The 21,117-nt window shown below is 41.5% G+C and carries 15 protein-coding genes; 6 read left to right on the top strand and 9 right to left on the bottom strand.

Annotated elements, in window-relative coordinates:
- Nucleotides 1-12 precede the first annotated feature (12 nt).
- Both GQA99_RS14545 and GQA99_RS14540 read right to left on the bottom strand, forming a co-directional pair.
- Nucleotides 13-2,163, bottom strand: a complete 2,151-nt coding sequence (locus tag GQA99_RS14545) for a heparinase II/III domain-containing protein (protein ID WP_160054825.1) — start codon at nucleotides 2,161-2,163, stop codon at nucleotides 13-15.
- Between the two features lie 2 nt (nucleotides 2,164-2,165).
- Nucleotides 2,166-4,319: a heparinase II/III domain-containing protein gene (locus tag GQA99_RS14540; RefSeq protein WP_160054823.1), complete on the bottom strand. Its 2,154-nt coding sequence runs from the start codon at nucleotides 4,317-4,319 to the stop codon at nucleotides 2,166-2,168.
- Between the two features lie 303 nt (nucleotides 4,320-4,622).
- On the opposite strand from GQA99_RS14540, the gene GQA99_RS14535 reads away from it, so the two are divergent.
- The 4 genes from GQA99_RS14535 to GQA99_RS14520 all read left to right on the top strand — a co-directional run bounded on the left by GQA99_RS14535 (nucleotide 4,623) and on the right by GQA99_RS14520 (nucleotide 8,427).
- Nucleotides 4,623-4,958, top strand: a complete 336-nt coding sequence (locus GQA99_RS14535; RefSeq protein ID WP_160054821.1) for a cupin domain-containing protein — start codon at nucleotides 4,623-4,625, stop codon at nucleotides 4,956-4,958.
- A 26-nt stretch (nucleotides 4,959-4,984) separates the two neighbouring features.
- Nucleotides 4,985-5,917 carry a 2-dehydro-3-deoxygluconokinase gene (gene kdgK, locus GQA99_RS14530; RefSeq protein ID WP_160054819.1) on the top strand — a complete coding sequence of 311 codons (933 nt, stop codon included), beginning with the start codon at nucleotides 4,985-4,987 and terminating at the stop codon, nucleotides 5,915-5,917.
- Between the two features lie 16 nt (nucleotides 5,918-5,933).
- Entirely contained in the window at nucleotides 5,934-6,566 is a 633-nt protein-coding gene (locus tag GQA99_RS14525; RefSeq protein ID WP_160054817.1) for a bifunctional 4-hydroxy-2-oxoglutarate aldolase/2-dehydro-3-deoxy-phosphogluconate aldolase, read from the top strand.
- A gap of 88 nt (nucleotides 6,567-6,654) precedes the next feature.
- On the top strand, nucleotides 6,655-8,427 hold the full coding sequence (locus tag GQA99_RS14520; protein ID WP_160054815.1) for a sodium:solute symporter family transporter: 1,773 nt from the start codon (nucleotides 6,655-6,657) through the stop codon (nucleotides 8,425-8,427).
- A 100-nt stretch (nucleotides 8,428-8,527) separates the two neighbouring features.
- On the opposite strand, the gene nrfD is transcribed toward GQA99_RS14520, so the two are convergent.
- From nrfD to GQA99_RS14500, 4 genes are all read right to left on the bottom strand, one after another.
- On the bottom strand, nucleotides 8,528-9,469 hold the full coding sequence (gene nrfD / locus GQA99_RS14515; protein ID WP_160054813.1) for an NrfD/PsrC family molybdoenzyme membrane anchor subunit: 942 nt from the start codon (nucleotides 9,467-9,469) through the stop codon (nucleotides 8,528-8,530).
- On the bottom strand, nucleotides 9,466-10,038 hold the full coding sequence (locus GQA99_RS14510; RefSeq protein WP_160054811.1) for a 4Fe-4S dicluster domain-containing protein: 573 nt from the start codon (nucleotides 10,036-10,038) through the stop codon (nucleotides 9,466-9,468). The genes nrfD and GQA99_RS14510 overlap by 4 nt, the downstream gene beginning before the upstream one ends.
- Nucleotides 10,039-10,065: 27 nt before the next feature.
- A complete protein-coding gene (phsA, locus tag GQA99_RS14505) occupies nucleotides 10,066-12,348 on the bottom strand; it encodes a thiosulfate reductase PhsA (protein ID WP_160054809.1) in 2,283 nt (760 codons plus the stop codon).
- 197 nt (nucleotides 12,349-12,545) lie between these two features.
- Nucleotides 12,546-14,414, bottom strand: coding sequence for a sensor histidine kinase (locus tag GQA99_RS14500; protein ID WP_160054807.1), 1,869 nt, complete (start codon nucleotides 14,412-14,414; stop codon nucleotides 12,546-12,548).
- 154 nt (nucleotides 14,415-14,568) lie between these two features.
- Here GQA99_RS14500 and GQA99_RS14495 point away from each other — a divergent pair, with 154 nt between their 5' ends.
- Nucleotides 14,569-15,180 (top strand): response regulator transcription factor, encoded by a 612-nt coding sequence (locus tag GQA99_RS14495; protein ID WP_160054805.1) that lies wholly within the window; start codon nucleotides 14,569-14,571, stop codon nucleotides 15,178-15,180.
- A gap of 226 nt (nucleotides 15,181-15,406) precedes the next feature.
- On the top strand, nucleotides 15,407-17,482 hold the full coding sequence (locus GQA99_RS14490) for a M13 family metallopeptidase (protein WP_160054803.1): 2,076 nt from the start codon (nucleotides 15,407-15,409) through the stop codon (nucleotides 17,480-17,482).
- Nucleotides 17,483-17,771: 289 nt separating this feature from the next.
- On the opposite strand, the gene GQA99_RS14485 is transcribed toward GQA99_RS14490, so the two are convergent.
- The 3 genes from GQA99_RS14485 to GQA99_RS14475 form a co-directional block, all read right to left on the bottom strand.
- Nucleotides 17,772-19,073, bottom strand: a complete 1,302-nt coding sequence (locus tag GQA99_RS14485; RefSeq protein WP_160054801.1) for a hypothetical protein — start codon at nucleotides 19,071-19,073, stop codon at nucleotides 17,772-17,774.
- A gap of 971 nt (nucleotides 19,074-20,044) precedes the next feature.
- On the bottom strand, nucleotides 20,045-20,494 hold the full coding sequence (locus GQA99_RS14480; protein WP_160054799.1) for a hypothetical protein: 450 nt from the start codon (nucleotides 20,492-20,494) through the stop codon (nucleotides 20,045-20,047).
- Nucleotides 20,495-20,512: 18 nt separating this feature from the next.
- Entirely contained in the window at nucleotides 20,513-21,022 is a 510-nt protein-coding gene (locus tag GQA99_RS14475) for a DUF4262 domain-containing protein (protein WP_160054797.1), read from the bottom strand.
- Nucleotides 21,023-21,117 lie beyond the last annotated feature (95 nt).

Raw genomic sequence — 21,117 nt, 5'->3', positions numbered from 1 at the left:
CAACATTTGGCTTTAAACTATGGCAAAAGCGCCCTGCCATTGGTAAGTTTGACCATTAAACTCAACAGTATGCTGGCCTTCTAGGGCATCACCACTGAGGTTTGAAATCGCGATGGTGTAACCGTTACCACTCGTAGTGCTGATGTTAATCACGGTGGCGCTGTCATTATGGCCAACCACTTCAACCTTACTGACTAAACCGCGTGCACCCACTGAAGCTTCAATCGATTCATTAAAGTATCCGTGAGTTTCTAACACAGAGGCAAACACATGATTTTGTCCAGATTGACGTAAAATAAACGCCGGTTCACTGCGTAAGTTAAAGTCAGGATCGTTTGCCCCAGTACGTGCAAATATCACTTTGCTGTCTGGTGTCGCGCTCGACACTAAACTGTAATAGCTATTGCCGTGTAGCCAACTAAGTAAGCTGCTACCGCTGACATTACCTGAACCAACATTCCATAAATGTTGGTAACCGTTGTCAGCGCCCAGTGGTTTTATCGTTGACTCAGTTTGATAGTCAAAATCAGTCCGGATTATTTGCCCAGAATAATGCACAGGTAAATCGTATTGATGTGGTTTATCTGCCGTAATACGGTAAACATCAATCACTAATGGTTTTTCAAATTCAGCGAGCTCAGCAATAATAATGCTGCGCTGCATGTCGGTGCCATCGTAATAACCGGATATACGGCCGCTCATACCTTGTAAGCTTGAGTCATCAGCCTTGAAAAAATGCTTTTGACCAAACTTAGATTCAGCTCGGGCGGTATCAAAGTTATTTTGGGTCTTTTGGTCAACAGTAACCGTATTGTGAGCCACGGTTTGCTTACAATACGACTTGTTTTCAGGAATGTAACGGCCACCAAATTTAGGTTCAACGTTGACCCAACGGCCAAAGCCATAGTCGTGTAATACTTCTTGGCCACGGTTAAACACACTTAAATGCAGGCCGTCGTAATGGCCATGGTCGAGCGCAGAATGGTATTGATGATCGCTACCATGTTGACCAAACCATATCAGTGCCATGGTATCGTCATTTTTAGCATCGCGATGACGCAAAATGCCCACGCCGCCTTTTTCGCCTTCTGGGCCATCGGTTACAAACAAGCTTCCCCAGCTAAAGGGTTTAATGTCTTTGGTATCATTAACCGCGTTAGACAAGGTTAATCCGGATATATGCACCCACACATCTTGTTGATGGTTTGCCATGCTAAGTAAGGTATCGTTTTGCTCATAGCGGTGATAACACACACTGGTGGCCATGATCACACCTTCATCATTAATACTGATGGTTTTAGATGAATCATTAAGCGCAGGCAATGTGCCGTCAGGAAACGCGGTCGACATTACGGCATATGAGGTGGTTTTAATCACTGAATCGTTAAATTGATAAATGCCGATTTCAGGTTGGCGGCGCTCAATGGCTTCGGCAAATAGATAAATTGGACGTAGCGAGAAACGGTGATAGTACGGCCCTTCCATGTAATAACCGTCTGGCGAAAACAATTGATCTAGCTGCGCTAAAAATCCGCCACTGACTTTGTCTAATTTAAGGCCATACAGTGCTTTATCCACTGATGCTTGATCGTTTATCGCATAACCACAAATACCCACAGCAGCCACGGCCCACAAACCATGGTTATGAATAATATCAAAGTCATGGGCATAGGTGACCACAAACATATCAATCATTTGCTTAAGCAGGTTGTCTTCAATATGGCGTTTTTGTGATTCATCTAAGGTGTGATAAATACAGCTATACGCGCATGAGGCATAGAGCATCCACATGTTTTCATTTAATGTTTGGTGAAACAACTTACCCGGTGGATTACTGTCACGGCTAACATTACTTTCCAATGTTGGGTACACAGTGGCATAAGCGCTTAACATATCCACAATGTAATTACGGTATTTATCATCTTGAGTGATTAAAAATAACCGTCCAGCCAAATCCATATGTATGTAATTTTGCTTGTGGCGATTATGCTCATAACCCCCACCTTCACCGTGGCCTGGTACTTCAATACCAACAGATGTCATGTATTCGTCAGTCTGAGCGATGTCACGGGTTAACGCTTTACCTAATAGTGTCTTTGTATTGAGCGACTGTCTTAGCTGCGCGGCTTCATCAAAATTTAATAGTAAAGGTTGGTAACTCATGTTTATTTCTCCTGCTTAATGGCAGTAATATCGACAGCGTAATGGCCAGTCCATTGATAGTTTATTTGATTAAAAGTCACTCTGTGTTGACTTGTCGCTGTAGTTAATTGGTTACAAACCATTAGGACAATAAGCGAATTAGACGTAAATATTTGTACCACCGAACCGACATCATCGTGACCTAATACCTTGATGGAAGTCACTTTACCGCGAGCATTTACCGACTGCTCAAACTCTTCATTAAAATAACCGTGAGTTTCTAATACTGATGCTAACAAACTGGTTTTGCCGTGTGTTCGGTATATAAAAGCAGGTTCACTGCGCAAGTTAAAGCTTGGGTCATTAGCGCCTGTGCGTGTAAAAAATACCTCACTAGAGTCATTGCTGCTTGTGCCAAGCCAGGTGTAGTAAGTATTGTTCTGTAACCAGCTCACTAAAGCGGTATCACTCGTTTTACCGCCGGCGATATTCCACAAATGTTGGTAACCATTGTCAGCGCCTAACGTCGACACTTCTTGATGGCTTTGATAATCAAAATTGGTGCGAATAATTTGCCCTTCATACTGATGTGAATAGTCATATTGATGCTCATCCTCGCCCGCTAAACGGTATAAATCGATTAACAGTGGCGATTCAAGCTCATCTAACGCCAACATAAACACGCTACGCTGCATCGATAAACCATCATAATGTTGATTAGCAAAAGCACTCATGCCGCTAATGACATCACTGTCGACACTAAAAAAGTGCGGCATGCCGTGTACACTGTCTGCACGGGTGACGTCAAAGTTGTTTTGGCACTTTTCATCTACGGTAACGGCATTATGGGCGATCGTTTGCCGTGCATAAGATTTATTTTCATCAAGGTAACGACCGCCAAATTTAGGCTCTACATTAACCCAACGGGCAAAACCATATTCACGCAATACTTCCTGACCACGGTTGAAGAAACTGATCCCTAAGGTGTCAAAGTTTCCATGACCCATACCATGCTGGCCGTAATTCATCACCAGTTGCGACACATCGCCTTTTTTATCCTGCATGCGGATAAAACCTTGAGCGCCATGGGTACCATCAGGGCCTTCATTTAATTCTACACTTGGCCAAAATGGCATACCAACACTGGCCTTTTGCTCTGCTTGTTCAAGTGCACGCGACAAGACTAATCCACATGAATGCATCCAAACTCGATCTTGAATTTTAGCCATACCTAATAAGTTATCGTCAACACCATAATGTTTGCTATATACACTGACCGCTACCTGTACGCCCATATCGGTAATCGACATGGTCCGTGACGCATCATTTAATGCTGGGAATTGGCCATTAGGGTACGCAGTTGACAATAACGCATTGACCGTATTACCAATCACTTTGTCTTTGTAGTTGTAAATATCGACTTCAGGCATATGGCGGTGCAATACTTCAGCAAATAAACAGGTTGGGCGGATGGCATAACGATGGTAATAAGGCCCTTCCATGTAATAACCAGATGGCGCAAATAATTGCGAAATTTGAGCAAGAAAACCACCACTATCATTGTGCTCGATGCCGTAAACGGCCATGTCTAAATATTCACGTTTACCGATAGCTAAACCACAAATGCCTACCGCAGCAACCGCCCAAATACCGTGATTATGGATACGGTCAAAGTCATGCGCATATTTAACCGTAAACATGTCTAACATTGGCTCGAAAATACGGTTTTTAATGCGTTGTTGCTGTGCGTCAGTCATCACCTCGGCCACACATGAATAAGCCAGACTGGTATAGAGTAACCAGCAATGTTCATTCAAAATTTGATGAAATAAACGTCCTGTGGGATTCGTGTTTTTTTGGACATGAAAATCGAAAGTTAAATATTTATCTGCGTACTCTTCTAACAGGGCAATGACAAAGTCTGCATATTGTTGCTGCTCAGTAATTAAGAACAACCGCCCTGCTAAATTCATATAAGTGTAGTTTTGCTTATGACGATTATGCTCATATCCACCGGCTTCGCCGTGCCCAGGAACATCTATGGGTAAACGCATAAAATCTTGCAGTTCATTTATATGGGAATCGATTGTTTTACCCATCAAACTTGTGCGTCCAAACTCTTTACGTAAATCAGCAATTTCTGGCTGCGTAAGTAAAATGGGCGATGTTGTGGTCATAGTGTTTACCTTATGGCTAATATCTAATCTGCAGTGAATACAAAATCTGTATGACAATATTGTCATACAATTTTACTTGTTAACAATGATTTTTGTCACATTAATGCTTAAAATAGGCAATTATTTTAATTAGCATGAACTTTTTTAAAAATAATTACCAGTGCAAGTCGATGTATTTAAATGGTTTTATTTATATATTACCGATTCAGATCACATTGGTAAGATCTTATTGTATTACAATATGTATTTAATGTTTATTATTTGTATAATGAAGACCACATAAAAAGCAGTTGGAGAAGTAACATGAATCCTTTTTTTAAAGCTGATGACCATCCATGGGAAGAGTTAGGCGATGGCATCAAGCGTAAAATCGTCGGTTACACTGACGAACTAATGGCCGTACATCTGAACTTTGATAAAGGCGCGATTGGTTATCCTCACTCACATGAAATCCATGATCAAATAGGCTATGTGATTAGCGGCAGTTTTGAAGCAGAAGTTGATGGCCAAAAACAAGTGCTTAAAGCCGGTGACGCCTACATTGCACGCAAACATCTTATGCACGGCGCAGTAGCATTAGAACAAGACAGTATCTTACTGGACATGTTCTCTCCTGCTCGTGAAGACTTTTTAAAGTAATACCAGAACAATTATAAGGTAACAGCATGAAACCATTGAAAATAGCAATTATTGGCGAATGTATGGTTGAGCTACAAAAAAAGATGAGCGGGCTTAAGCAATCGTTTGGCGGCGATACCTTAAACACAGCGTTATATTTATCCCGGTTAACTCATAATACCAACATCACCACAAGCTATGTTACAGCGCTAGGTCGTGACCCTTTCAGTGAGCAAATGTTAACGGCATGGCAAGCAGAAGGAATCGATACCAGTTTGGTATTACAGCTAGACCATAAAATGCCTGGCTTGTACTACATCGAAACCGACAGCACCGGTGAGCGCAGTTTTCATTATTGGCGTAATGACTCTGCAGCAAAATACGTGTTTGACCAACCGCAATCTGCCGAGCTTATAGAGCACCTCCTCAGTTACGATTACCTACTAATTACTGGCATTACTCTGGCGATATTAACCGAGTCAGGTAGAACCGCATTATTTTCATTACTCAGTGAGTTTAAGCGCCGCGGCGGTAAAATCATTTTCGATAACAATTATCGCCCAAGATTATGGGCAAGCCCGCAGCAAACAATGGATGAGTATGCCAAAGCATTAGCGCTAACAGACATAGCCATACTCACCTTTGACGACGAAATGCAATTGTACGGTGATACTGATGTACAACAATGCATTACACGCACACAAGCTACTGGCGTAAAAGAACTGATTATTAAACGAGGTGCAGAAGCTTGCATCGTGATTGATAACAATGACACCCAGTACGTTGCCGCCACGCCAGTTTCAAACATTATTGACACCACTGCGGCGGGCGACTCCTTTAATGCTGGCTTTTTAGCTAAACGTTTACACGGTGGCAGTGCGGCAGAGTCTGCATCAGCCGGCCACATGATGGCCAGTACCGTCATTCAATATCCCGGTGCCATTATCCCTATGGTAGCCATGCCAGAAATCCAATTATAATTGACTCGAGAAGACCATGATTTTAATGAACGACTTATTAGCAAAACATAAACTAATCCCTGTGATTGCCATTAATAACACTGCTGACGCAGTCCCGTTAGCCAGAGCATTGATTGACAATGGCATGCCAAGTGCTGAAGTCACGTTTAGAACAGAATGCGCAGCAGATGCCATTAAAGCCATGCGTGAAGCCTTTCCGTTTATGTTTATTGGTGCGGGTACTATTTTAACCACAGAACAAGCAGACCAGGCTATTGCAGCCGGTGTCGACTTTATCGTGAGCCCAGGCTTTAATCCTCGTGTTGTTCAGCATTGTCTTGATAAAGGTATGCCCATTGTTCCCGGCGTTAACAACCCAAGCCTTGTTGAGCAAGCCATGGAAATGGGCTTAAGAACGCTTAAATTTTTCCCTGCTGAGCCCTCTGGTGGCGTCAACATGCTTAAAGCATTAACCGCCGTTTATCCCGTGAAGTTTATGCCAACAGGTGGTGTAAACTTAGCCAATATCGATTCATATCTTGATATACCAGCAGTGCTTGCCTGTGGTGGTACCTGGATGGTGCCAACCAATCTTATTGACGCTGGTCAATGGGACGAAATTGGTCGTTTGGTACGCGTAGCAGTAGCACACATCAATAAATCAGAATAAAAATCTTATGGCCATCAGATGTATGGCCATTTTTTCGCGGTTAACATTGTTAACACAAACATAGAGTTATTATTATCGAGGCTAAATCATGACTATTGATATGCTTGTCGTACTTGCCTATTTTTTCTTTTTAATCGCTATTGGGTGGATGTTTAGAAAATTTACCACCTCCACCAGCGATTACTTTAGGGGCGGCGGAAAAATGTTGTGGTGGATGGTTGGGGCCACCGCCTTTATGACACAATTTAGTGCATGGACTTTTACCGGTGCTGCGGGTCGGGCTTTTTCAGACGGTTTTGTAGTGGTTATTCTGTTTTTAGCCAATGCTTTTGGCTACTTAATGAATTACCTGTATTTTGCGCCAAAGTTTAGACAATTAAGAGTAGTGACAGCAATTGAAGCCATTCGCCAACGTTTTGGTAAGACTTCTGAGCAGTTTTTCACATGGGCGGGTATGCCGGACTCATTAATTTCTGCCGGCATTTGGCTCAATGGTTTAGCCATATTTGTATCGGCGGTGTTCGATATCCCTATGGAAACCACCATTATAGTTACCGGTGCAGTGCTCGTTGTCATGTCAGTTACTGGTGGCTCATGGGCCGTTGTAGCATCAGACTTTATGCAAATGATCGTGATCATGGCCGTAACCATTACCTGTGCGATTGCAGCCTATTTTTATGGTGGAGGGATCGGCAATATTATCGATAAGTTCCACGGTAACTTTATGTTGGGTAATGATTTAAATTACGTCAGCGTCTTTGTACTCTGGGTGGTGTTCATCTTTGTTAAACAATTTGGCGTAATGAACAACAGCATTAATGCTTATCGTTATTTATGTGCTAAAGACAGTGAAAATGCTAAAAAAGCTGCTGCCCTCGCCTGTATTTTAATGGTAGTTGGCCCATTAATTTGGTTCTTACCACCTTGGTATGTCAGCGCGTTTATGCCTGACTTTGCCCTGCAATATGCCTTTATGGGTGACAAGGCAGGTGATGCCGCCTATTTAGCTTTTGTGCAAGAAGTCATGCCAGCCGGTATGGTCGGCTTGTTAATGTCAGCCATGTTTGCAGCAACCATGTCGTCTATGGATTCTGGCCTTAACCGTAATGCGGGTATCTTTGTCTGTAACTTCTACTCACCGATATTACGTGAACATGCTTCACAAAAAGAGTTGGTCACCGTCAGTAAAATTACCACAGTCATCATGGGCATTATCATGATTTTGATTGGCTTGTTTATTAACTCTCTTAGTCACTTAAGCTTGTTCGATATTGTGTTAAACGTCGGTGCATTAATTGGCTTCCCGATGTTAATACCGGTATTACTGGGCATGTGGATCCGTAAAACCCCTGACTGGTCTGGTTGGACAACCTTAATTGTCGGCGGCTTTGTGTCTTATGTTTTTGGTATTGCACTGACCGCAGGGCAATTCGAAGGGCTATTGGGCCTAGAGACGCCACTAACCGATCGCGAATGGTCTGACTTAAAGATTGGCTTAAGCTTAGCCGCTCACGTTATCTTTACGGGCGGATTCTTCTTCTTAACCATGCTGTTTTATAAAGGATTGTCTCCTGAGCGTGAAAAAGAAGTAGATCAGTTATTTATTAACTGGAACACTCCGGTCATTGCAGACAGCGAAGATCAACAAACGCTAGACACTAAACAGCGTTCAATGCTCGGTAACCTCATTACTGTTGCAGGTTTTGGCGTACTGATAATGGCGTTAATCCCTAACGAACCAACGGGCCGTTTAATGTTCTTACTATGCGGATCGGTAGTGTTAGTGGTAGGCGTACTACTTGTATATGCTGCACGTTCTGGTGATGGCACCGCTAAAAAAGCGGTGGTACAAAACGCGTAATCATTGTTGGTAGTCGCATCATACAAAAGGCCTTATAGCGATATAAGGCCTTTGCATTTAGAGTTCAATAATTTTAAGAGGTTAATACCTTAAGCTTAGGTTAACTAATATAAGTTTGGCCCGCGTAAATAATGAAATGTCGTAGCGCTAACACACCGGTTAAGCTGCAACACGCAACGGTTAACATCATCGCCTTGGTATGACGAGCTTTTGAAGGTAGAAACATTGATAAGATTGGAATACAAAAACCAATACCAACCACACCATACCAAAATACACTCGCCCAAATATCCTGTGTTAACGATGCTAATGCTTGTGCCGCAGCACCGCCAGTAAAATACAGAGAGGTAAATAACATCACCAAAAACATCATTTCGGTAATGATCACCGGTAAATCCAGGCCATGCAATTTGCTCACATCATCGTCATGTGAAGTGCAGTTAAAGCAGGTTAACGCCACAATTAAGTTACCTGCAGCACCAGCAGACAAACCCGATGCTAAAAACAACGCTGGTAAAATAGCCGTATTTAACATTGGATACGCATTCATCGCTGAAATTAAGAAACCAGTATAAGCGCCCACGCCCACTGCCAATACAAACAATAGAATTTCAATCATTGTTCTAAATGGCATTAGCATGTGACTTATTGGCACTAAAAAGCCTAATTTCCACTTAGGCAGCTCATCACGTAATACAATCATTGAATAGGCAATGCCTAAAGGTGAATAAGCCAGTAACGCAGCCACACCAATCGCCATAACAGAATCAAAATTGTAATTAATCAAAATCAACCAAAAATGAAAGGGTTTGGTTAAATCAAATACTAAACAGGCTAAACCTAGCGTTATCGCCACGGGTCCAATAATGGCCGAGGCTTTTAATATCGCACTTTCAATCTGTTTATCTTTGCTATACCAACGCAAACCAATACCAATCAGTACGCTACCAGCTGATAACCCCGCCATAAATAAGTAAACCGCAATTATCCAGTTCCACACCACAGGATCGTATTGCGCCATATCGCCCCAGATATTGTTCATGATTGAATCCCTCCACGTTTAGTCGGAACACGGTAAACCCTTGGTTTGGTGCCTAAATGGGTTTTATCTTGATAGGTTATTTTGGTATTGAGTAACTTGGCCACGTCGCTGTTACTGTCGTTAGCATCGCCAAAATACAATGCATCGGTAGGACACACAGTCACACAAGCGGGTTGCTCACCTCTTGCTAAACGGGTGTCTTTACAGAAATTACACTTATCAGCCGCTTTGGTTATTGGGTTAATAAAGCGGACTTTATAAGGACACGCCGCCACACAATACATACAACCAATGCACTTATCGTTATGGATAGACACTAGGCCATTTTCATCTATGTAAGCTGCACCTGTTGGGCACACAGTGACACAGGGCGCATCTTCACATTGCTGACACGACACTCGATGGTATTTAAAATGTAGATTAGGGGCTTCACCAAATGGCCCTTCTACTCGTACTTGCAGGCGGGTTACCCCTTCAGGTACATCATTTTCACTACGGCAGGCTACATTACACGCTTGGCAGCCGATGCATTTGCTTTCGTCATGCACCATGACATATCGTTTATTCATAGGAGACTCCAAATCAATTAGTTACGGCTAAATTTTTGCCAACTTAACACCCGTGGTATGTATGTTCATGCCACAAACTGGCGCACTTGCATTAGGTAATAAATTGCCGCAATGAATGCCTTTACCCGTTGCACGAACCAACTCTTTGTTTTTAGAACCAAAGCCCATGTAGGCAAATACGGTGTCTTGACGAATTCCAGGCGTGACTAACGCGGTGCCTTCTTCACTGCCGACACTGCTGGTTAATTGAATGGCATCGCCACTGTGAATATTTAAACGACCTGCGGTAATGGGATGGATCCAAATAGCATTGTCAGACATCAAGTTGGCTAACATAGGAATGTTATGAGTCGCACCATTAGTATGGACGGCCACTTTGCCTTGAATAAAATACAATTCGTCGGCTTTTTTAAGTTGCACAGGTCGATGCTTAATCACACCTCTACCTGGCGCCATGTCTTCAACTTGCGCTGAGGTTAACTCTATTTTTCCGCTTGGGGTTTTAAATGTCATTGCCGATGCGTAGCTGCCGTCATGATCAGCATGTCGAGCATTAGGATAAGCGTTAACAAATTCTGCCACCATACTCGGTTCACGTAACATCAACGGCTTGCCATAACTGACATAACCCATTTTTTTGATGTGTGCTAATAGGTTGTGATCGCGATTGAACTGCATGAGTTGTAAGGTTTCAATGTTCTCCCATGGGTAAAACTTATCAAGTCCTAAGGCATGGCCTAGCTCTTTAAAGATTTGCCAGCTTGGGCGAGTATCACCTATGGTTTCTACCGCTCGTTGACGCACATAATAGGCGGGGTTTTTTCCAGACTTATCAAAAATTTCTTCATCACGTTCAAGGTAGGTAGATTCAGGTAAAATAATGTCGGCATAGGCGGCGGTTTCACTAATGTACAAATCACAACACACCACTAATTCTAGTGCTTTAAGAGATTGCTCCACTTTGGCTCTATCTGTAAGCGTTTGCATCGGGTTAGTACGACTCATTACCCAGGCTTTGAGTTGATAGGGTTTAGCCTCTAATGTTGCATCGATGATGGTTTGATACACCCCACCTGAAGACCACATGAGTTTGTATTGCTTTTCAACTTGATCAATGCGTATCGCAGAAATTTTAGGCATCCCTTCAACACCCGGTTTAGCTAATTCAGGCGCGACAGCTTCACCGGCAAACTTATTGTAACCCGGAGCTTTTTGGCCCATGTATATGCCACCTTTGCGCTCAATATTACCAATCAAAATATTGGCAGCATAAATAGCGCGGCGCATATCAAATTCTTCTGGAGTAAAAGTCGCACGATGGCCAAAATCAACTACCGCATGTGGTGCATGGCTAGCGTATTCATGCGCGATACGACGAATGGCAACCGCAGACACATCTGAAATCGATTCTGCCCACTCAGGAGTATATTTTTTTACCTCTGCCGCAAACTCTTCAAACCCGACAACATATTGCTCAACAAATTGACTGTCATACAAATTGTCATAAATCAGCACATGGCATAATGCTAATGCCACTGACACATCAGTGCCTGGACGTATGGCGTGCCATTCATCAGCTTTATCTGCTACCACAGAGAAACGTGGTTCAAATACCACTAACTTGGCCCCTTTATCTATCTGAGCTTGCATCATGCCTCTAGTTTCAGACATGTTAATGCCTTCATAAATATTATGACCAAAGTTTATGATGTATTCAGAGTTACCAAGGTCGCGCTTCATTTTGGTGCCGAACATGGCTTTCGCGGCAATTTCATAAGCGCCAGGACATGTTGAAGCATGTGTGAAGGTATTGGGTGTACCAAATGCAGAAGCTAAGTGAAAAACATGACCGTCTAACGAACCAGATTTAGATGAAAACGCGACAGTTTCTGCACCGTATTGTTGTTTAATGGTGTTGAGTTTCTCGGCGATAAATTGATAAGCATCGTCCCAGCTAATTTCAGTCCATTTTCCTTCACCACGCTCACCAGCACGTTTTAACGGTTTAACAATTCGCTGTGGATCGTATAGCAAGCTGTGGCCTGCTCCACCTCGAGCACACACTTTACCGCCAAAAGATTTGGCTTCTTTATTACCGCTAATAAACACATTTTTGCCATCGACAATGCGTGCCTTAATTGGACAGCGTGTCGAGCACATTTCGCAAATACTGGCCACTTCAGAAGCAATTCCTTTAAGAGGTTGTTTCTCTATTGCAGCTAGCGAGCCAGGTAAAAAACTAGCCAGCGCACATGTCGCACCACTGGCCCCCGCTCCTTTTAAAAAATGACGCCGATTTAACTGAATCATAATTGCCCCCTTCACCTTGGCGAAGCTTAACGTTATTAAGGTTAACTTTGATTTAACGGGCTTAGTGATTAACCATCACACTAAGCACCATCGCTAAATACATTGTTACCCCTTAATAATGCTTGGGGTATTGTGGTAAACCACATTGCACATCATCATTTGATAGCCATCACGGTTTAAGCTCTCAAAACATAACGTTAAATGAATTTAGGGTCGCTAAGATAGGATTCTGGAGGAAGATCAACGGGAATATCGATTAACACCCGGCAACCAGTTTGCCAGGGCGCACGGTGGTCACTTTCACATTTAGCTAAACTGATTTGGCCACCAAATTTCATAATAACATCATTACAAATGGCCAAGCCGAGCCCTAAACCATTTTCTTTAGTAGAGAAAAATGTGGTTTTAAAATCTTCGTTTGAACACGTAAGGCCAATGCCATTGTCATATATGGTTAACTGTAAATGGCCATTAATAACGCTTAGCTCAATGAAAATTCTCTTTAAACCCTGCTGCAAATGATGTGTTTCAGAAAGTGCATCAATGGCATTTTTTAATACGTTTATCACGACCTGGCAAAAACCAACCTTATCGCCTTTTAGCATCAGCTCACTGCAATTGAGTTGGCTTTCTACAACAATGTTGTGATTTAAAAACTCATGGGCTAATAGCTCTAAACATAAGGTAATTTGTTCACACACATCAAAATCAGTACTTTGAGTGTCTTTTCGTTGCAGCAAACTCCTTATCCGATGAACAATTTCTCCGGCACGATTTGATTGACGCAAGATTTTACCCAGTAATTGGTATTGCACAGAGTCTTCACCATAATGTTTAGCCTGCTCTAGCATACCTCCTTCACTGTATTGGGTAATCGCAGCAATGGGCTGATTAAGCTCATGGGCTAAACCTGCTCCAATTTCACCTAAAATCGCCGCGCTTTGTAAACGTTCTAATTGCAATGCTTTGGTTTTTAGCTGGCGCTCTGTAGCAAGTAAATTCTCACTTTTTCTCATAAAACGGTATTCAAGCCACACATGGTAAATTGTGGCAATAATAAATAAACCAATGAAACCAAAGCCCCACTGTTGATTAAGCTTAATCCAATGCCAAACCTGTATATAAAGAGGCTCTTTACTGGCTTGTAGATTTAACGCTTTAAATAGCTTGATCACTTCAAATTGGCTTATTGGCGCTGCCCAGCCACGATTTTGACCGATGACTGAAATAGGATCAGATTCACTAATGGAAAATAACGCGCGGGTAATGTCAGTTCTGACGGTTAACGGAACCGTATCAGATGAGGCAAACGACCAATTAGGATATAACGGTGTACTCACCGCACAATCGTAACCGTCTGGGGTGATATCGTTAATCACACGAAAATTTTCAGCGTTGATATAACCTTCAGCAATCATTTGCTCAAAAGTACAAAAAGGCGTTATCGCAATATCTGCCGTGTTATCTCTAACCTGGTAAATCAGCGGCTCTAGCGGAAAACCAACAAAAGACACACTGGTGAAAAAATGTTCGGTAGGATAATCCATCGAATGAATCAAGCCCATCGCCGCTTGATAGCCGCCAAGAGCATTAGGATCGCTTGCAACAACGCTGTGGCCAGCCAAGTCTGCTAGTGTATGTAAGTCACTATCGTTCCTAACGATGATGGTGGCACCAATCGCAAAGGTATTACCGCCATGTTTATCGCTTTTCATGGTGGCTAGCCACGAAATAGGATAATCATCACTCATGTTAAAATAATGACCAGGATTAGTGACTACAAATTGCACCTGACCATTCATTAGCTGCTGATTCATTTGGGTAAAATCAAGCGGTACCACTTCAAAACTGGCTGACGGCACTGTTGAGGTAAGGTAATCCATCAATGGTTGCCATCGCACTTTACTTTTGGACACGCCATAATTTGCCAGCACAGCCACACGATAATGCACTGTGTCGTTATCAGTTAATGTGTGCTTTTGATTTAATGTAGGTTTGGCATCTACACTCGATAACACCATCAACGAAGTCAATATTATCAATATTAGCGTTAACGCTAGGCGCATTTAAGACTCATCACTCTTAATCGATAACAGGTAACTGCATTTTAAAGGACTATTTAAGTCAATAAAGTTGCCTGTCGCACAAAATTCAAGCAACTATTTGCTCAATAGTGAGTAATGATTACAATAAAAGTAACAGTCTACTCTTGTGATAAACATGCCTACTATTCAACGCGTTTATATGGTCGATGACGACTTAGCCATACTCGATTCGATGCAATTTATGTTATTGCAGTACGGGTATGACTTACGCATCTTTGACAGCGCCGAAGACTTTTTAGACAAGATAGACATATCACTTGCAGCTTGTTTAATTGTCGACAGTAATATGCCCGATATTACTGGCCAGCAATTGCAACAAAAACTGGTAAGTGCTCAAAGCCCCATAGGGATAATATTTCTCACTGGTCATGGCGATCTGCCCATGGCCGTTAATGCATTTAGACAAGGTGCATGCGATTTTTTTCAAAAACCGGTCAAAGGCAAAGAGCTGGTGCAGGCAATAGAAAAAGCCTTGCTAGTAAGCGGGCACGAGTATGAAAAGGTACAACTACAACAGCGCTACAGCACGTTAACAGAAAGGGAAGATCAAGTATTGCAACTGCTTATTGCAGGTAAAACCAATAAACAAATGGCTGATACGCTTTTTGTTTCATTGCGAACCATTGAAGTTCATAGAGCAAAAATCATCAAAAAACTCGAAGTACATAATGCTGCTGAACTGGCTAAATTCAGTCCGTTCTTGTCTGATAATATCAATATGGATTGATGCTAACACCTGAATTACCGCGATGTTATTGATTAAATTTTACCTGCTCATCTTCACTGTATTGTCATAAATACAGCATTATCCCTGCATTAACTGCGCCTTTAAGCTTGTTTTCATAAAGTTTTGCTTATATTTACTCACAATTTCACCGTTGACATTTTTTGTCATTCTTAGATGATGGTTCAGCAAACAACATATTAAAAATATAAAAGGAAATACCATTACAATGAAAAAGTCCTTAATTTCTATCGCATTAACAGCAGCGCTATTGACAGCCTGTGGCGGCGAACAACCCACACCTACTGCAAAAGCGAGTACACCAGCAGAACAACCTGTTGTAGCTAAAGCAGAGTTAGGTACTTTTGGTATTGATTTATCTGCACGAAATGAAGCCATCAAACCCGGTGATGATTTCTTTATGTATACAAGTGGTACTTGGTACGACAATTTTGAAATGCCTGCAGATAAAACCCGTTACGGCGCCTTTGCGGTTTTAGCCGAGCGCAGTGAAGATCAAGTTAAAGCGATTATTGATGACATCGCCAGTCGTGAAAACTTAACCGACGAAGAACAGCTAATTGCTGATTTTTATCATGCTTACATGGACACAGACACCATTAATAAGCGTGGTATCACCGCGATTCAACCTACGTTAGATCAAATTAATGCCATCAAAAATACTGATGACTTAACCAAGGTATTTGGCCAGGCCTGGCTCACTGGTGCTTCATCACCTATTGGCGGCGGCATGTGGTTTAACCGTTTAGATCCAGACCAGTATGAAATGACCATAGGTGCGGGTGGCCTAGGATTACCAGATCGTTCATATTATTTAGAAGACAGCGAGCGTTTTAGTAGTATTCGTGATGCTTATGTAAAACACATTGCTACCATGCTTAACTATGCAGGTATTGAAAATGGCGAACAACGTGCAAAAGCCATTTTAGCGCTCGAAACCCAAATTGCTGAAGGCCAATGGCCACGTGAAAAGCGCCGCGACCGCGACCTAACCTTAAACCAAATTAGCCGCAGCGATTTAGCCAAAACATACCCTGGCTTTAATTGGGATCTGTTTTTTGAACAAACCGGCTACCAAGTCCCTCAGTTAAACATTTCACAGCCAGAACCGGTTAACGCCATGATTGGTTTAGTCAATAATAGCGACCTTGCAGTATGGAAAGACTACCTTACCTTCCATACCATCACCAATAACGCTGAGTTATTGTCTGAAGACATCTTTAACCAAAACTTTGCTTTTTTTGGTAAAACATTAAATGGTCAAGAAGAGCCACGTCCACGCTGGAAACGCGCTGTTGAACAAATGTCTGGCACCCAGTCATTAGGCTTTGCGATTGGTAAAGTCTATGTAAAACGCTATTTCCCTGAGTCATCTAAACATCAAATGGCTGAACTGGTTGAAAACCTTCGCACAGCGTTAGGCCAACGTATTGATGGTTTAGATTGGATGGGCGAAGAAACCAAAGTCAACGCACACGCTAAACTTGCGGCATTTACGCCTAAAATTGGTTACCCGGATGTATGGCAAACATACGAAGGATTATCGTTAAAGAAAGATGATTTAGTGGCTAATATTGCAGTGCTTCGTCAGTTTTTCCAGGATGATAGCGTTGCAAACGAGCTTAAGAAAACAGACCGTAATCGTTGGGGCATGACCCCGCAGTTTGTGAATGCGTATTACAACAGTTCGTTTAATGAAATTGTATTCCCTGCAGCGATATTACAACCTCCGTTCTTTGATCCAAATGCTGATCCAGCAGTAAATTATGGCAGTATTGGCGCAGTTATTGGCCACGAAATGGGCCACGGATTTGATGATCAGGGTTCTAAGTCAGATGCGCATGGTATTCAGCGCAATTGGTGGACAGACGCAGATCGCGCCGCCTTTGAAGCCAAAGCCGATATGTTGGCGCAACAATACAGCCTATATGAACCGCTACCAGAAAACTTTGTTAATGGCCGTAACAGCCTGGGTGAAAACATTGGCGATGTGGGCGGATTGTCTATGGCATACCATGCTTACAAGTTAAGCCTTAACGGTAAAGAAGCGCCAATTATCGACGGCACCACAGGCGATCAACGCTTCTTTATGGCGTGGGCACAAGTGTGGAAAGAAAAACGCACTGAGCAAAGTATGCTAAGTCAATTACGTGCAGGCACTCATGCCCCTGGTCGTTACCGTGCACTAGCACCACGTAACCACGATGCATGGTACAAAGCGTTTGATGTTAAACCTGGTGACAAGCTGTATTTACCAGAAGATCAACGCGTGCGTATTTGGTAGTTTTACAGATTACAGATTACGTACAAGGAGTTAGAAGTAAGGCTTTAGGCGTTAAGCGTTAAGCGTTAGGAATTAACATTTAATGCTTAAAACCGTACGCTAATCAGTTTTGATGCAATAAGCATCCGACCCCAAAAATGCCAGTCGGTTAACTGACTGGCATTTTTTATCACTATATCTGCGAAGACCTAAATAATACCAGTAGCCTTTTGGTTAATTAATAACCGAGGAGATTGAGACCTAGACACACATTCGGATTGATTAATCTGCTACTGGTCAAAGCGTTTTATTACTCTATAAGTCGATTAACAATTTCCTCTTGATAAGATTTAATCGTAGAGAAGCTTTGTATTTTCATAAATAAATCTGAAGCAGTTTGCTTAGATACACCTGCTAAATTAACCCCTTTATACAGGGCGGGTAGCGTGTTTTGTTTTATGGCGTTGTCTGCAAATATTAAATTTAATTTGACGACACGGGCCAACTCTTCTTGATAGAGAAAAAATTGCCTTAAATGTGTACTCTCTATTTTAGCCGTTTTAGATCTGTCTATCGTTAGGATCTCGTCAATTAGGCGGTTTAATCTACTGCGAAACTCAATCGCTTCATCCATCACTTCAAGCCATTTTATGTCAGTATTTGATAACAAAGCCAAAAAGAACAATGTACGGGCTTTGTTATAATTAATGAACCCTGGCCACATAACATCTTCACTAGAAATACTAAGAGCCCTATCAAACTGGTCACATGCAGATTTTAAATACATGGTCACATCTTCTATCATTGACGGAGATATAGTACCAATTGCTTTGTGGACCACACTAAGACCTTCAATTGAGATAATATCGATATTCCCCATATTTAAAGACTCTCTGAGCAAGTGCATGCCCTTTTTGTTGTAATATAAGCCAAGGTAATTGTGATAAATTGTTTTTGTGACCGGATTTCGCAGTATCGGGCCACGAACATGAAGAAGATCCGCATGGATATTAAAATTACCATCAGCAACAAAATTCTGGTATGAAACAACAGCCTTAAATAACTTTATTGATTCAGTAATTTGAATTGAATTTCCCTTGCTTACCGAATGCAGTATGTCACGTTGCCTATCTACCTCTGTTAATATCTTGTCCATCCGTTGTTTATAGCGTTTTTTGTCTGTATCAGAAGCATTAAAAACAGCAGGAAATAACACAATGAGATCAATTATATACTGCAACGTATCAGCAAAAAGAACAGCCGTACCGGACTCTTTTTTTAACTTATATTCAACGGAATCGAATAGTGCTTTGTCTAGTGCTTTTTCATCTTTAGACTTGAATTGATTAATTAACTCTGGAAGTGAAATGACATAGTGCTCATTATCAAGAATGTTACCTTCCATTTTACTTATATTGTTCACACTATCGATTGATGTATATGTCCTGACAGCAATAAAAAGGGCTAATAGTGCAATGCAGAACCCAACTGTCGACATTGTAAAACTCAGTAAATCTTTGCCCTCTTTAAGATAATATATCCAAACTGCAATACACGAAGAAAACATGACAAGTATAAAAATGGCAAAGTATATTATTTTTGAAGTACGCATTTATCTTCCTAATATTATTAATATTTGTACGTATACACAAAACTAAAACCTAACACAACAGAACGTGTTAACGCATAAAACCAAGAAGCCTGTATGGATAAAATGTCGTTCATCACACCCATATCATTGAGGATAAATTATACCCAATGATAGTATGTTGGCTTTTCATTGAACCATGAACAGATACCATCTTGTCATCACTAAATCATATAGAAATCTCAACGTCATTAGCAGATTATAACCAGGGCAACCGCATGAGTGTGCATTTTTTACTCACCATGAATGGTTTCAATATAGAATCACTTCCAATCATTCATGAAGTGACAACATTCCGAATAAATGTAGTTTGATAAATACACTCAATTTGTTCATAAAACGTTCGCGATCTCGCCCTGAGATTATAACCTGACTCAACAAACAATCTTAAAACCAGAGTTCAACTTGAATATTTTCAAGCTAATGCTAACTGTCTATTAGTTAGAACATTAATTCTAATTCGTGAGTCTCAGGTTAAATTGTCTATGTGTAACGCCCTGCTAATAAGTGAACCTAGTGCTGGCGAGCGATTTTCTCAGCAAATTCATCTTTATCATTGCTCTTTCATCGTCCTATTTTCTGATTTGTCCACTTGAGGCTGTGTTTGGCTGCTTCACCCAACTTAATGTTAGCTAAGATTACTTTTATCAATTGAAAAAGATGCCACCTATTTTTTGAACATTGAAAATAATAAGGATAATAGTTTAACTGAATACCGTGGAGGATAAATTTAACGCACTGAAATTAAAAGAGTTAAATGATTAGCAAATGAGCTAATGGAACTTGCTGACTACAGAAAATTAGCACGATAACTATCACATCAAACAGCGCGTTTTCTCAAGCTGATATTTACATAATAAAAAATCGCTCCAGCTGTTCAGGCTTGTTCAACACTTGGGATAAGGACGCGGCTTAGCGCGGCCTATCCTTATTAGTTAGTCATATTTTACACTTAACTTTGACCAACTTTGGTAAGTGCCAACTGAATATAACACACCTATACTTAGGCATATCGTTGAACTTACAAGCCAAAATGTAATGCTGTTTTCGGGAAACATCGGCATTAATGCAACGAATACTACACCACGTAACAGATAAATAGATGATATAAGCACTAAAGCGGTTCGAATAAGCGGTAGTTTACCGATAACTCTTGCACCAGATAAACCATAAATAGACCAAATAGATAGAATGATAACTATGACGGAAGTAACAACCGTAGGATAAGGTTCTCCGGCTTCTGCCATCTTAGCCATTTGTTCACCAGCACCGAAGAAACGATACCAGTCACCACCAAATATAATACAACCTAAATGTGCTAAAGCGGCAACTGCGCTAAAGAATGCGCCCAATATAAGCGGCTTATTAATTCTTGAATCTAACACAATACTTCCTGTATATGCCTAACGCCGCAATTTACAGCCTACGGAGTCCGCAAGATTGCCTTGTTCAATTTCACTTAGCACTCCGTCGTCGTTTAAGACTGGCTGCGCCCATTTGTAAAAATCTGACTTCTCTTCGTGCCACGGCCAAACACCATCTGTTGTTGGCCATACCATTTGAAGCATTTCAAAGTCATCTCCATTATGGAGCCAAAGTCCCCAACCGAAATATTCTTCGAAGTGCTTTTTAGCTACCTTTACAAAGCAAACGTTGAAAACACCTAGAAAGTCAGAATAGTATATTCCAGTTTCAAAATTATCCCTCTTTAAAAGGCGATCTTTATAATTATTAACCATTGAGTGTGCTAATTCTGTTTTTAAACCAAGTATCACAACATCAGGTTTATTTTGAACTTTGTTAATGCCAATCGAATATGTAAACGATGGCTCTCCTTCGCCTTCCATAACATTAAGTACATGACACCCGTGCTTTTCAATGTCATTTAGTGCCTGCTGATCCTGTTCGTCCATTTCGATGCTTCTTTAAAATTTAACGTTTTAGTCTTTATGCGTTGCGCAGTTTGCATGGCATAAATCGCTTATTGGACTCGTCCGATGCTACATCC

Origin of the sequence: Shewanella litoralis, from assembly GCF_009828585.1 — a bacterium.
GTDB classification, from domain to species: domain Bacteria; phylum Pseudomonadota; class Gammaproteobacteria; order Enterobacterales; family Shewanellaceae; genus Shewanella; species Shewanella litoralis.
The sequence above is the reverse complement of the archived record's forward strand: the minus strand, read 5'-3'. Positions and strand labels throughout refer to the sequence as shown.